The organism is Segatella copri (assembly GCF_019249795.2).
Classification (GTDB): Bacteria; Bacteroidota; Bacteroidia; order Bacteroidales; family Bacteroidaceae; genus Prevotella; species Prevotella copri_B.
In genome coordinates, this window is sequence record NZ_CP156891.1 from 1346316 (window position 1) to 1361554 (window position 15239).

Sequence of the window (15239 nt, forward strand, 5' to 3'; positions counted from 1 at the left end):
ACCAATACAAAACCTATTTTAAGTATGAAGAAGTCTCTTCTTGTTGCACTATGCCTAGGGTTGGCAGCCATAACAGCTGCCGCCCAGCGCAACTACAGCCAGGTAGACCCCATCCAACCTGTGCCAACCGCCAAGCAGATGGCATGGCAGAAACTGGGAACCTATGCTTTTATCCATTTCGGCCTCAACACCTTCAATGATAAGGAATGGGGATACGGAAATTCGGATGTAAAGACCTTCAATCCTAAGAAACTGGATTGCGAACAATGGGCAAGAACCCTGGTTGCTGCGGGCATGAAAGGAGTCATCATTACAGCCAAACATCACGACGGCTTCTGCCTCTGGCCTACACGCACCACAGATTACTGCATCCGCAACACACCTTATAAGAATGGTGAAGGTGATGTGGTAGGAGAACTCTCCCAAGCATGCAAGAAATACGGTTTGAAATTCGGAGTTTACCTCTCGCCTTGGGACAGACACCAGGCAAGCTACGGTTCTCCCTACTACCTGAAACTCTACCAGCGCCAGCTCAAGGAACTTCTGAGCAACTACGGCGAACTTTTCGAAGTATGGTTTGACGGAGCCAACGGAGGAGACGGCTGGTACGGAGGTGCCGAAGAAAGCAGAACCATCGACAGAAGGAACTACTACAATTTTCCTAGGATTTTCGAAATTGTTGACAGTTTACAACCCAATGCCACTCTTTTCGGTGATGGCGGACCGGGATGCCGATGGGTAGGAAATGAAAATGGATTTGCAGGCGAGACCTGCTGGTCTACAATACCATCCAACACCGTCTATCCAGGCTTCAAAGACTACAAACAGTTGCAGTTTGGATGGGAAGACGGCGACCAGTGGACACCAGCTGAGTGCGATGTTTCTATCCGTCCGGGTTGGTTCTACCATGAGAAAGAAGACAGTAAGGTAAAAACCGTTGAAGACCTGTGCGATCTCTACTACAAGAGTGTAGGACACAACGCTACCATGTTACTCAACTTCCCGGTAGACAAGGATGGACTCATCCACCCTATCGACTCTGCAAATGCAGTAAACTTCCACAGGAAAATCCGACAAGAATTATCTGTCAATCTACTGAAAGGCATCACACCTAAAGTAGACAGCCAGCAAGGCAAGCACATTGGCAAGAATATCACAGACGGCCAGTATGACACCTTCTGGGCTTCTAAAAAGAAAAAAGATGCCTATATCGAGTTTCAACTCGGAAAGCCAAAATCTATCACACGCCTCATGCTCCAGGAATACATACCTCTGGGGCAGCGCGTAAAAGCCTTCTCAATCTATTACCAACAAGGCAAAAACTGGGTAAGGCTCGACCCTAAGGAAGAGACTACCACTATCGGCTACAAGCGAATACTTCGCTTCGATAAGATTACTACAAGTGGCATCCGCATCGTAATCGACGATGCAAAGGGATGCCCTTGTATAAACTCTGTTTCAGCATTCTAATAACTAGAAAGAAGTACGAAAAATTTTATAACTAACAATAAATAATAGCCCTATGAACAAAAGAGCAAATTTGTATTTTGCAGCGCTTTTAGGTGCGATGTCACCTCTTTGCACTGTTTCTGCATTGGCTGCTCAAAGCAATTCTACCATTGCTACAGCTACCCAGCAGCAAAACTCATGTTAAAGACGCTACCGGAGAACCTATCATCGGCGCTACCATCAGAATCGAAGGTAAGACCGGTGGAACCGTAACTGACCTGGATGGTAACTTCACCCTCAGCAACATCGAAAAGGGTGCCAAACTTACCATCACTTATGTGGGTTACAAATAGATGTACTGAGCCTTGCCACACTGCAACGCATAGCAGATGAACTTGGCAAACAGCTGGCAGGAGTCATCAACATCTTCAACCCTGAAATGCTGGTCATCGGAGGAGAAATGTCGGTTACAGGCGATTACCTCACACTACCGGTAAAGATGGGCATCAAGAAATTTTCTCTCAACATCATGAATGAGGATTCTAAAATCGTTACCTCAAGCCTGAAAGGCCTTGCAGGAATCACGGGAGCCTGCCTGATAGCAAGATACCGGTTTCTAAATGACAATAAGCAAACATAAACAACAATAACAATGAAAAGTAGATTAATTCTAGCACTGTTTATCATCACTTCAACAGTTGTTATGGCTGACAGCAAGAAAGAAAAGACAATATTTCTTGACGAGTTCAATAGTTCTGAATCAATTCCTAACCCAAAAGTTTGGAAACTTGCAGAATATTTAAATGTAGCCTGGGCGCGACATTTCAAGAACGTAAATGAATATGAAAATGTGAAAGTAGAGAATGGCTATCTCAAACTTAAAGCAAGCAAAGACGATGGCTTATATAAAACAGGTGGTATCCATACGATAAAGGGGTTTGGCAAGAATACCCGAGTAGAAGTAAAGGCAAGGTTAACCAAACGGGCTCGCGGTGCATTCCCTGCTATTTGGCAGATGCCAATTGGAGGAGAAATCTGGCCTAGAAGCGGCGAAATAGATTTAATGGAATGGATACAAAAGACTCCATATGAATTTTATCAAACAGTACATACGTATTATATTAATGGAGACACTGGCTCTGCGGGGGTAACCAATCCTAACAGAGATTCCAACTTTGATGTTACACAGTTTCATGTATATGCAGCAGAAAGGACTGACGAAGCTGTAATATTTTATGTAGACGGAAAAGAAACTTTCAGATACAAGAATATGAATCTGCCAAAAGAAAAGCTGCAATTTCCGTTCTGCGATTATAATTTTGACATAATTCTAAACTGTTCCCTAGGAGGTGTGCTTAACGGGCAGCCAACTTGGGCAGGCATAATACACGATGAAGACTTACCAGTTGAATTGTGGGTAGACTGGGTAAAAGTCATAGAATGCGAATAATCAATATAACATTTTAACAATAGTTCGTTAATAATTCAATAATGTGCTAAGCAGCTATACGCTGTAAGCACGAGAGATCTTTGAAAATCTTGCTAATTAAAGTTCGGTTCGGGGTGTACCCGCTTGCTTTAAAAATTCGTTTCACCAGATAAATGTTGGTCATCAGTGATTTGAATGAAGACATAGAATATTCCATTCCCATCTCCTTCATAGTTACCTTGGCAACATTTAGTGATGTGAACGAAGCATTGAAAGCAAAATCGAGTTTCCACTTATCGCGAGCCTGGCAGTCCATGAGACCAGTATAGCCTTTGGCGTCACGAAAGCAAAATTCAATCTGGAACCTGGTTCTATAATAAAGAAGTACCTCTTCACCCGAAAGTGAGGTGTCTGTAGAGAAGAATAGTTTCTTCTTGCCATTCGGCATCTGCCAGATGACAAGTCTAACTTTACACCTGAGTGCCTTGGAATAGGCTATCAAAGTATAAGCTGTTCCTTCTATATCTTTCATCTCCATCTTCTCCATTCGAGTGAGGTCAAGATTCTTCATATCAATCTTGCCATCCTTGGTCTTGGGGCGACCACGTTTTCCAGTACGTGGACCAGCATAGACATAAAAGAGACAAGCATTGTCACGAAAGCGGCTTATCAAAGAGAACCCTTCTTTCTTTATCCCATTAACAAATGTACTTGTAGAGAAGTAAGCATCTGCAACTATGAGGGGTGAGAGTTTGAGAAGTTCCTTGTATAATCCGCAAAACGAAATGTTTTCGCATTTTGGAACGAAACGCTATAATTTCAAAAACGAAACGCAACTTTTCAAGGTTATACCCCACACCTCAAAAAATCAAAAAAAATCGACCGGCTTCGCCGGAACGAAATATATTTGAAGGCAGTTAGAACATCATCCTAACTGCCTTCTTTCGTATTGTCGCTTCGCTCCACGCTTTGACGCTTTACGTTTACGCTACCTCGATTATCGCTTTGAACGCACTGACGCTTTGCGCCCAGACGATTTTTCCGTGGAAGGCCAGACGCGAGCCGACACTCGCATTCGCATCGAGGCATCGTTATTCGCATTCGCATTCACGACACCGCCATTCGCATACGCGTAGTTGTACCCACGATAAACCACACGGCTTGCTGATGTGCTTATCCAGTATATATCACTATAATACGTACTGGATGAACCACTGACGTTGCCAACTGGCACGACATCCATGTATTTGCCATGATAAACGGCTGTTACCCAGTTTCCGCTGTTAGTCGTACCTTTTACCATTCGTGTGCTTCCGTCTGGCATCCAAATGCGCCACTTGCCAGCATTGCCACTGTCATTTGGCAAATCCACATTGTCCATCATATCGTACTTGTTGCCGAATATGTCTTCATAACCCAAGCAACAAGTGTTGTTTACTTGCTTGACATCAACGGCTCCATATTCACCATTAACCTTGTACCATGCGTATTGGTACACCAAGTTGTCAATGAGCGAATTTGTCACATTTGCGTTGATTGCCTTTGCAGCCTTATAGCCAATGGTGTCAGTCATGCCGTATGCCATTGTTCCGCCTGTAGTTCTCATGTTGGTGTGCTGACCAGCTCCACATTGGTCTTGGGCATCCCTACGGCCATACTTGGCAAAGAACAAGTTGGCAATGGCACTGTGCATACTTGCGTCAATCTGCTGCATACCACGTTGAACACTATAATAGTGGAAGTCGCTCCATGTCAAGTTTGACGTGGTGCTGCCACCAGTAACCACCGCCCTCAATTTATCGCCTACAACAGAACTTCCTACAGTTGCACACAAACAGTCATCCTCATTGACCCAATCAGGTTCCATATCCTCAATCTTGTCGCTGTTGCTCAATACCACCTTATCAAACTCAGCGGTCTGCAATACGGTAAAGTTGAGGTATGTCGCACCAGAAGGGATGTCTGAAATCAAGTACATACCAGCCTCAAACTTGTTGCTGAGTGTTGGCACAACGATGGTTTTGACTACCTTTCCCGAATCATCCGTGAAAATGCTTCCAACAAGATTGCTGCCTGGCACAGAAGGAAAACGAACACGCTTATAGCCTGATACAGACACACGACAAACGGCATAGCTGCTATCTGCTGTATATGAGTTTTGCAAGGTGTTCTTGCCACTCATTACCTTATATCCTTTGCGATAATTGCCACCACCCTGTATTTCACTCAGCAAGATGACTTTTGCTTTCGGTACGGATGGCATGGCAACATTGCTGCTGTAACAGCTATAATGCTTGCCATTCAGGTAGTCATTGATTCCCTTGATCCATCTGTGAGGCTCGAACATCATAATGTCGCCCTCTGAGCCATCCAACTTTGCAGCGGTGCAATTAGCCACCTCTGCTGCATCCGCATAATAGTTGGAGTTCTCATCATGCAATGGATATATGGTGACAATGCCATCAAGATTGTTTGCAATGGTATCAACACCAGCTATCTTGATGTTTCTTGTTGTAGGCTTCTTTGTAACCTTGGCAAGAACACGATGACGCTTCCTCAAAAGTGCCGTGATGTGACCACTTGGCACATAGTCATTGCCATACTTATAGCCTGTCTTATTGTCAAGGTTGGACACATTGGCATCATCCGCAACAGTGTCATCAAACTCAATCATCGTGTATTCTGGTTGAATGATGTTCAGCTCAGGGAAATGTTCTTGCCATTTCTTGTATTCGTCATCAGCAATATATGAAGTGAGGCGATAAGTGCCGACCAGACGGCATGAATCCACATTGCCACCGTTTTCATCAACACCACCCATCGAAAGCATATTCTTTAGCATTGTTCCGTCACCTTCCATGTCTATGCCTGTAATTCGTAGATATTTCACTTTACTGCATCTGCTGTAAAGTGTCTGCCAATTTATCAATGGGCAATTATCCACAACCAGACGTGTGACATTCGCTGTTCCTTCAAGTGTGAGACCGCTATTTGTGAGCTTGCTCAGATAGCGAAGTTCCAAGGTTTGCAGCGTTGAAGGCAATACAACAGTCTTCAATGGTGAACCTTGTGCGAAGCTCACGCCTGTCAAAGCACTCTTCCCTGCACGGAATGTTTCCAGCTTGGTGTTTGCACTCAAATCAATGCCAGTGAAGCTGGTGGACTTCAAACCTGTCATATTGAGCGTGCGAAGGTTCTTGCATCCGTTCACAAGCAATGCGTTGAGTGTTGTCTGTGTCGCTGCACAACTTACATCAAGCGTGCGAAGTGCCGAACAGTTGTTAAGGTTCAACGTCTGCAAGATTGCATGGCTCACGTCCGTAAGGTCAAGCCCCATGATGCGACTTGCACCATACACGTATTGTGGATCATTCACAATCAAGTCGGTGTCAAGTGTCAGTAGCACCATACTGCCTGTGTCTTCTGCCAGGACTGCACTCTGATGCGGTGTGCCACTCGTATAGCCATAACCGAAATAATAACGCTCACTTGACGTTATCTTTATCTTTCGGTTGTCGCTACCGAACTTATAGCCAAAGTAAGCAGCAAAGCTATCCTTGCGGTATGTACCACACACATATTGGCTATCCAGCAGCGCAAAACGGTTTTGGATGGTGAACGTGCGGTGTGCGTAACGGCTTCCCTGCAAGGCATAGAGGTAATTGTAATAATTCGTTCCATCCGCTGATGTCACGCCTTCCGTCAAAGGAGTGATATACTTGTATATGCCATCCTTGTTGTATATGCGTTCGCACCAGTTGCCCATCTGTTCCACATTGAACATATTAAGCACATATTCGAGGCTCATGTTTGAGCGGATTTTGTCAGCCACCTCCCTCAACTTGTCTGGACATCCCCTTACAAGCTGCCACAAAATGCTGTCATGCCCTGCGAAGGCATAGGAGCCAATGCTTTCATCCAAGGTCTCCCATGTTATGGTATAGTCATACTTCAAGACGGAATCATTGCGTTCACCAAAGATGGTGTCCATGTCGTATGGAATGAACTGCCAGTGAAGACCGTCCCATGTGACAAGCATCATGTTCTTGGCACGGTTATCCACCGCCATGAAATAGTCCGTTATCACATACCATGCAAATGGGCTTTCATTGTCAAAGTAATCATTGTACTCTGCATAGAACTTGCTTGGATTTCCTTTGCATGAGAGAATCCACGACCAAAGACGCTTGACCGCTGCCTTGTCTTCCTCATTGGCGGTTTCCCAAGTGTCATCAGCCTTGAAACGGAACTCCAGTGCATCCGCAAATGAAGCCATGTCAGCCGTGCCAAACAAGCAAAGTGTCTCAGAGTTGTTCAAGAACTCCAAGCAGATACATTTGTTTCGCTGTCCGTTCAAAGCTGCTGCATCATTGAAGCCTTCAATGCCCTCAAATCCATAGATGGCTGCACTGCCACTTTTCTCATTGTTGAAATTGTACTTGCCAAGGTAGATGTTTTCACCAGTATTGTCATTGTCATAGAACAAATCAATAGGGAAACCATCCACACCAATACGGACATCATAGTTGCCAGTATATGTCTTTTGTGGTGGTGTGAGCCATCCGCAACGCTTCCAGATGTCATTGACTATCTTCACGGCTCCAGTGTTATGAGTGGAAGAGGAATCTGAGAAATCCGCTTTCAAACAGAAAATATTTATTGGACGTGCGCCTGGCTTGAATGAATAGGTACATTCAGGAACTTCCACACCATTCACATACAGCTTGGTTCCATACTTGCTTGAACGGCTGAAATACAAGCGGTAGTTCTTTCTTGGATAAGTGGTTGATGATGTTCCCTGTATGCGCAATCCGCACTGGTATATGATGAAATCATATTCCTTGCCATAGGCAGAATAGAAATAGATGTCAACAGGCACTTCAAACTTCTTGTTGTTGGTCTGATTCACAAGATTCACATCGCCCACGATGCGCATCACGCTCTTGCCCTTGGCTCTGAGCTTATCCATATCAACGTCCGTACCTTCATCATTCATCACCTGATTGTTCTCGAACAGCACAACCATTTCATCAGTAGTAGGACGATCCACCATGTAGTTGGCAAGTTCTTCATCATCGCCAAGCGCACGGTTATAGACACGGATGTTTCTCAGTTCCACATCTGCACTATCGCTCCCAACCTTGATGTTGACAGGTGTCGATTGCAAAAGACTGTCGGTGTTGGCATACTGCTTCGCACCGCAAAGAATACCGTTTACATAGAGTTCCAACAGACGGTTGCCAGACTTCTCTTGCACGACAAAGGCAATTTTCAAGTTCAAGCCACTCGCAAAAAGCGTATTGACCTCCGTTCCTGCCCCTGTTCTCATTATAGCCTCTTGTGTGGTCAGCTTGAAGCCGACATTGCCATTCATGCAATCAATGACAACACCGTTTCTGTCTGTCACATTGGAACACATCAGTTCCATTTCATAAGTGGCTCCATTGGTTGTGGCATCGCTCTTGAATGGTGTGTAACCGATTTCGATGTTTGCCCCATTGGTCAGTTTCAAAGCGTCACCAGTCCATCCGTTGCTTTTCCAGTCAAAGCCATTGAATGTGGTTCTAATGCCGTTATAAGTCCATTCGGACGGCGTGCTTTCGCTGTTGCTTCTGCCAGATGCTGTAAGTTTCAACTGCAAGCCTGATGTTGTCTCATTCAGGTCAATGCCACTTTCATTCACATCAATGTAGAAATTGTATTCAGTGACACCACACTTGAATTTCATTTGGTTTGTTCCCTTTTCAAGGAATCGGTTTGTGTAAATCTGTGTGGTTCTTGGCACACTTACATTCTGCGTCTTGATGTCATTGCGATATACAGACACATCCGCTGGTGTCGCTGTTGGGTCATAGGCAACGAACTCAAATTTTACTTGCTCATATTGTCCAGCTTCCAAAGTTGGTGCCAAATGGTCTTTTGTAAAGATACGACCATCCGAGTGCGTCATCATGGTTCCGATAAAAGGCGAATTGCTGCCTGTTTTCAGAATATCCATATAGATGCTATCGCTTTTCAAGGTCAAGTCTGCACTTGCCTCCATTTCTGCCACCATTTGGATGGTGTGCCTTCCCACACTGAATGCGGTCATTGACAACGAGAAACTGCTGTTGGTCGTTCCGCTTCGTGTTATGGTGTGGGCATTCTGCTGCTTGCCATCCACATAAAGCGTCACCACCTTGGTTCCCGAGCCACTTATTGCGTATGGAATACTGATGGTCTCGTTTGTCCCATAGCCACCCTTTGCAATGGCTTCTGCAAGGTTGAAACTGCTTGTCAAGGATAACGTCACGACCTTTACGCTCACATAGCTCTGTTTCATCTGCTTCTTGCCAGTTGTCGGATCAGTAGTGGATGCTTTTACATATATGTCGGTTGTACCAACCTGCAAGTATTTGGAGAGGTCAAGCGTATAACTTCCCTTGCTCACATCCTCGATGGTGTCATGGTACATGGTGATTGAACCACGTTTCATTTCAATCTCAATGTTTGCTTTCTGGCCTGTTGACGTACCTTTCTCATCACCGCTGCTATATTGGTGGTCGTAAGAGTATGTGAGTTGCGCACTGCTACCTTCCTTGATGACACTGTTGTTGACGGATGCGCCCAATACAATCTTTGTGGTGGAAGTTTCACCACCACCGCCACCTTTTCCTGCTGGTATGTCCAAGCCCACGACTTCCGCACCACTCTTGTTGGTTAAGGTAAGATGTACCGTGCTTTCATCCTCACTAAGTTCAGCATTGCCACCAAAGATGGTGTTTGCCTCCACCTCATTGAGCTTCGCCGTCACTGCTGAGTTCTGCACAGGGTTCGTGCTGTTTGCGTCAAGACTTTCATCAACCTCAGTTTCCTTGATGGTCACATTCACGTTGCCAGTGGAATCAGGTGTTTGCTTCGTGCCATTTACCGTTATACTCTTGACAGTCCCTGCACCGCCAAAATCTTCCCAACTTGAAATTGATTCCCAGCTTGAAAGATTCGTGCCAATGAATTGCTTGGTCTCCCACTTGCCTTGTGATACCTCATAAGTTATGCAACGTCCCTTGGCACGCTGCTTTTCCTCCACTGCTTTGATGGCAGTGGCAAGCGTATAGTAACCGTTTTCAAGCGGAACTTGCTCAGTCACATTGTACGTGTTACCGCCACCGCTGCCACTGATTTCAACAAGGTCATTTTCTTCATCGCTCCAAACATAGAGAACATCACCACAAAGATAAACCTTGTTTTTCTGTATGCTTGAAAAAAAAACCACCACGGTACAATTCCGCATTGGGAACACCTTCAACAGCCCAGTTGCCGTAATACTTGCCACCCACATAATAGGCAAATTGCTTTTGGCTCTGAACATAGACGATAACACCGCCCTTGGCAATGGATGATTGAGGTTGTATTGTGGCAGATTCCACCATATAGGAAAAACGTGCCGTTGCACCATTGAAAGCTGCCTTGGCTACATTCTCGTATTTAGCCACAACCTCAGATGCAGCAGCCACAGCACTATTAGCTTCTTCCGCTGCATCAGAAGCTGCTGACGCGGCTGCATTGGCTGCACTTGCAGCAGAATTTGCGCCCTGTGTGACAGAATACACGGTTTGCGCTGCTTCCGTTGCTCGATTTGCTGCACTTACTGCATGTGCCACAGCATCCTCCGCTGGTTTGGTCAGCAGCTTTATTGGCGCACTCACTACTTCCTCACCTCGTAAGGCTGGAAGGCTCATAATACCGTCCAAGGTATCTACTTGCTCCAGTTCATCTACACCTTGCGATTCAGCTTTCATCGCATTGAGTAGTTCTTGCTTCTCTTCGTTTGTCAATGCCATAGTTATTCGTTTTTATCCGTTTGACAATTTAGTTGCTCATTCAAAGCGTCTATGATACTTGGAAAACAATAGTGTTCCACAAGTTCTTTTATGAGATTGACTTCATCATCGGAAAATTCCGTTGCACCATTGCTCTCATATATTTTGAAAGCCAAATGATGTGCTTTTATTCCCATGGAACGAGTGTAAACCAAATTTGCAATGGTTTCACGAGCGTCACCTGTTTGCTTTCTTTTTTTACTAATCCCTACAGGAATAGTGAAATTTTGAAAATCTATTTTTGCCATATCTTGTTTTTTAACGGTTTATGTCTAATACTTGACCATAATAGGAGCCACCAACATAAGTAAGGGCTATGCTTACACTGTCACCTTTTCCTAAGCAAAGTTGGTCTGTGTTTCTGTTATCATCACGCCAATGTCCTCCATCATGGTTTAGCAAATCGCCATCACCATTTATTTTAACATAAACATTGTTAGAACTCTTTGAGCTATTTATGATTTTAACAGGGACACAAAAGGTTTTACTTTCTTCTATTCCAAGCTGCAATCGTATTTCATCCAATTTTGGCAAGGAAACCCATGTGTTACCAGAAGAATTATTAAAAGCGGTCAATGTCGTACCATGGTCGAGTGTTATGATGTAAGCTGTACCTGCTTTTGTTGTATTGATAATTCTACCAATTTCTAAGAATCCTCCATCACATACAATAGCTCCTTTTGTATAAAGTGCAACATCACGACTCAAGACATTATCACTTATTATTTTCACTGCTGGCAAATAACAGTCACCAGGATCAGGATTCATCTGCCGATAAAAATAACCAGCACAATTGCACCAGGAAGTTGATTCTGTCTGTTGTGGGTCTGCACCATTGCCAATAGCAACCTTTATGTTAGCCACATCACCTGGCTTGAATACTCCTACTTGTGATTGTAACTTAATCAGTCCTGGTCTAATTGCCGCTAAATCTTGTTTATAACTATTATCTGTCCATTTTGCTGGGTCGCCATAATACAAGCCTTGGTTGTCTATCAGGAAATATCCTATTTTGCCTTCATAAGCCTCAATTTTACCTTTTATCTTGGCATTTTGTGCCTCAATGCTACCATCCTCCAATATTTTGAAATTTTCGTTGGCAGTAACAAGTCCCTCCAGTTTGATGTTGTCGGCACTGATATGCACACCGCTTTCCAAATTTCCATTTTCATCTTTTGTGACGAATGCGGAAATGTCTGCCTGTTTAACAATGTTCTTGTCTTCATCTACCGCTGTGGCAAACATACCAGCAAAAGCCTCAATACTGACATAGTTGCCAAATTTCTCATTCAATCCCATCATGTCAGAATTGTACTGTTGCAACCATTCTGCATAGTCTGTAGCTGTCACAAGTCCAGCTTGGTTTTTCAGACTTCCATCCTCATTGAATCTTTGGCTGATAAGTTCATTGTACTTTGCTGTTGTTATAATGTCGCTTTCTGCCAATACATTGCCGTCCTTGTCAAAATTTTGGGCTGCAATCCTTACAAGTTTTTCGCTTTGTTCAAAAAGTGTTTTATACTTGTATGCCAATGATTCCACACGGTCAGTTGAGAGAATGAGCATATACAGATAGATGTCGCCTGTGAAGCTCAGTTTGAAATCACCAGTACCGTTCCAAAGGCCATTGCAAGAATATTGCTTGTAGCCATCAGTTTCAGCAATTTTCTCTTCAACGTGCATAGAGTTGAAATTTTCAAAGCCAGTCTTATCAACATTCTCAAACTCCACGGTCAGTGTGCCAGCCTTGGCACATCGGTAGAAGAACGTGAGGAAAACAGGAATGGCCTCTTTGGTTCCGTCTTCTCTTGTGGTCATTGGTGGAATGCTCTGCAAGTTGGTGTTCTTTTGGCTGATGTACTTGTTTCTGATGCGTACAACAGTTCTTCCCATGTCCTTGCAAACACTTGCGCTGTTGCCACGTTTGGACAAAGCCTTTCCGTTAGTCCATATCCAACGATTGCCAGCGAGGAAGAAAACCGTTTCGTTCTCTGTAGCCCATTTGTCCATGCCATCAGAAAAGGCAGGATTGTTCAAATAGCCTCGATCACTTGCAAAGTCCTGTCTCAGTCCCTCAACAGCGGATTCAATCTTTCCTTCCGTTATCTCGAACTTGGTCTTGATGTCTTCACCAGTCACCAAGAGAAATGTGCCACGTAAGTAGGCATTATCTGAATAAAGACCGTTTCCATGTGGTTGGTTGTTGGACGGAAACCAATCATCCTTGATTCCGTCAAGATTGCCAAGTCTTGCACGCAAGGCATTGGTGAAACTCTTGCCATTCACACCATCCATGACATCAATCCTGGGCTGTCCGTCTTCTGTCGCTGATATGAGTATGAGGTTTTGGCGATTGCTGTTTGTGGTGTTGCCCATCAATACACATTCATCGCCTTCTGCTGGTTCCGTCTTGTCAAACTCTTCCTTGGCTACAAGAATGCCATCACCGTTCACACCTGCGACCTCGACCCAATAACTTTTCAGATTTGCACCTGTGAAGGTTTGACATCGCATCAAGTCATGTGCAACAAAGGTGTTCTCTTGCTCAAAGCGAATGAGAAAATAACCATCTTGCTCTTCAACGCTCTTTATTTTGCCATTAGCTGCACTTACGCAAATCTGACCGCCGACACTCCGAACTTTATTTATCAAGAGTTCAAAGATGGTCATTATCTGGCGCACGGTCAGCTTATCAATAGTAAGATTGGAAAGCCCACTTTCATCAATCCAGAGCTGCCATCCCTCACCATTGAAGCCATCAACAAACTTGGCACTTCTCAAAAATTGGCGCACGACCATTGTCAGCAGTTCACCATTACCTTTGCCATCCAAGTGACCACCTGCAACGCCCTCCACAAAGTCACCGAGGTCAATACCCTCATCAAAGATGATTTTCTTTTTCGCTCGATCAATTTTCTTCTTGCTAAGAAACTCCCTTTGGCTTCTTCGAGCTGAGAACAGATTTGTGTCAGTTGGCAAAGTGTTGTCCCATGTACGGATGATGTCTGGCAAACTTCCAGATGTGCGCTCACGTGTATAGTTCTTGATGTTGGCCAAGCTGTCATTCATCCGATCCAATGTACCACTTTGGAGTGCATCACTGATTTCCAAGTCCACTTGTGACGGCAAAACAACCTTTCTTGTAACCTTGGTTATTCGGCTGCTTCTATATCCAGTATCTGGGAAAAACTTCTCACTTTCAAGCCTTACCCTGCGTCCAACAAACAAGTCTGCATTTTTCTGTTCCACCCAAACATGGTCGGTCTTGCCTTTGTAGATGCTGATGTCTTGCCAATGCTCTGCATTATATTGGTCAACAGCCGTGCGAAACTCTTCTTCTGCCAGGGTGTAATATTCATCAGGCATTCTGATGTTCCAAAGGATGTAATGATTGCCCACTTTGGGAACAAGATTGCCACCAGGCAGTTGGGTATCATCATCGTATGGCCATATAGTGATAATCTCAAACTCACGTGTCTTGCTGTCGAAATTCACCTCAAAGTAATGATCATCATCCGTTCCAAGACCAGCGAGTTCACCATCTTGGAAGGAAACACGCTTTACCTCATTGGCAAGCTCGTATTCATTTGGGTCGAAATTGAGCGTGTCATCCTTGAAGTAATAGATGATGAAAGGATTGCCGTCATCATCCGTCTTAGTCTCCGAGCGCACACTGCTAACCATACCCAAACGGCGTGGATATATGTCAGAAAAGGCATCTTGCTCATAATGGTCATATATGCCGTATTCCTCAGTATGAAGTTCGATGTATTTCAAGCCACCAGGCAACATCAAACGATTATGCCCATATTTCTCAGGGTCGATATTTCGTGTGCTACCAATCGGGAACAGACGTGTGTAGAACTTGGCTGTGTTGCTGGTGTCTCGCTCCAGTTCCGTCAATCCATTGCCATAGCCAATGGCAAGTTCCTCACCATGCTCACAACGGCAAATGTTTACGGTTTGCCCTTCAATCCACCATTCAGCCTTTCCACCTACCTTTTCAGCGATTTCCTTCAAGGCTTCATCGCAATACTTGCCATCATAGTCAATGACAATGTTATCAGTGCCATCCACTTGGCCAATCTTCCAGTCAGTAGTATGATCCAAGCCATTATTGATGCACTTCACTATCATCTTCACATGGTCACGTGGTGGAGCCGTGAGAGTGAACACTGGTTCAGTATTGCCATCGGTGGTTTCAAGCACCAAGAAACGCTTGATGATGCTCTCTATGCCATACAGTTTCAAGTCATACACCCATTCTGTTTCGTTGTTCTGCTTTGGGGCATACTTTTCCATCAGCCAATAACGTTCGCCCTCAAAGTCCGTGTAATCGTTCACGTCAAGGGCAATGTTGGCATAATGGGTGAATGAAAGGGTGAGGATGTTGTCACCCTGCACCTCCTTCACCTGGGTTGAGCTGTCATCAGGGGCAATCTCTGCCTTTGCATAGCCTGTTTTGTCGTATATTGTTTGAACCATGTTTCAATACTGTT

At 44.5% G+C, this 15239-nt stretch carries 7 protein-coding genes and 2 pseudogenes; 4 read left to right on the plus strand and 5 right to left on the minus strand.

What is annotated here, in order from left to right:
- Positions 1 to 24: 24 nt before the first annotated feature.
- From KUA48_RS06025 to KUA48_RS06040, 4 genes and pseudogenes are all read left to right on the plus strand, one after another.
- A pseudogene (locus KUA48_RS06025) lies at positions 25 to 1467 on the plus strand (alpha-L-fucosidase); the annotation flags it as partial.
- Between the two features lie 152 nt (positions 1468 to 1619).
- Complete coding sequence (locus tag KUA48_RS06030) at positions 1620 to 1802, plus strand: carboxypeptidase-like regulatory domain-containing protein (protein ID WP_238399664.1); 183 nt, start codon at positions 1620 to 1622, stop codon at positions 1800 to 1802.
- A 5-nt stretch (positions 1803 to 1807) separates the two neighbouring features.
- On the plus strand, positions 1808 to 2089 hold the full coding sequence (locus KUA48_RS06035; RefSeq protein ID WP_256624504.1) for an ROK family protein: 282 nt from the start codon (positions 1808 to 1810) through the stop codon (positions 2087 to 2089).
- 12 nt (positions 2090 to 2101) lie between these two features.
- Positions 2102 to 2899, plus strand: a complete 798-nt coding sequence (locus tag KUA48_RS06040) for a glycoside hydrolase family 16 protein (protein ID WP_144151057.1) — start codon at positions 2102 to 2104, stop codon at positions 2897 to 2899.
- A gap of 46 nt (positions 2900 to 2945) precedes the next feature.
- On the opposite strand, the gene KUA48_RS06045 is transcribed toward KUA48_RS06040, so the two are convergent.
- The 5 genes and pseudogenes from KUA48_RS06045 to KUA48_RS06065 all read right to left on the minus strand — a co-directional run bounded on the left by KUA48_RS06045 (position 2946) and on the right by KUA48_RS06065 (position 15225).
- Entirely contained in the window at positions 2946 to 3665 is a 720-nt protein-coding gene (locus KUA48_RS06045; protein ID WP_369503331.1) for a transposase, read from the minus strand.
- A gap of 196 nt (positions 3666 to 3861) precedes the next feature.
- Positions 3862 to 10034: pseudogene (locus KUA48_RS06050) on the minus strand (CotH kinase family protein); the annotation flags it as partial.
- Between the two features lie 49 nt (positions 10035 to 10083).
- Positions 10084 to 10701, minus strand: coding sequence for a hypothetical protein (locus KUA48_RS06055; RefSeq protein ID WP_256624487.1), 618 nt, complete (start codon positions 10699 to 10701; stop codon positions 10084 to 10086).
- A 2-nt stretch (positions 10702 to 10703) separates the two neighbouring features.
- The gene (locus KUA48_RS06060) at positions 10704 to 10988 is read right to left on the minus strand and encodes a hypothetical protein (RefSeq protein WP_118311832.1); all 285 of its coding nucleotides are present in this window, start codon (positions 10986 to 10988) and stop codon (positions 10704 to 10706) included.
- A 10-nt stretch (positions 10989 to 10998) separates the two neighbouring features.
- Entirely contained in the window at positions 10999 to 15225 is a 4227-nt protein-coding gene (locus tag KUA48_RS06065; RefSeq protein ID WP_256624488.1) for a hypothetical protein, read from the minus strand.
- Between the last annotated feature and the right edge of the window lie 14 nt (positions 15226 to 15239).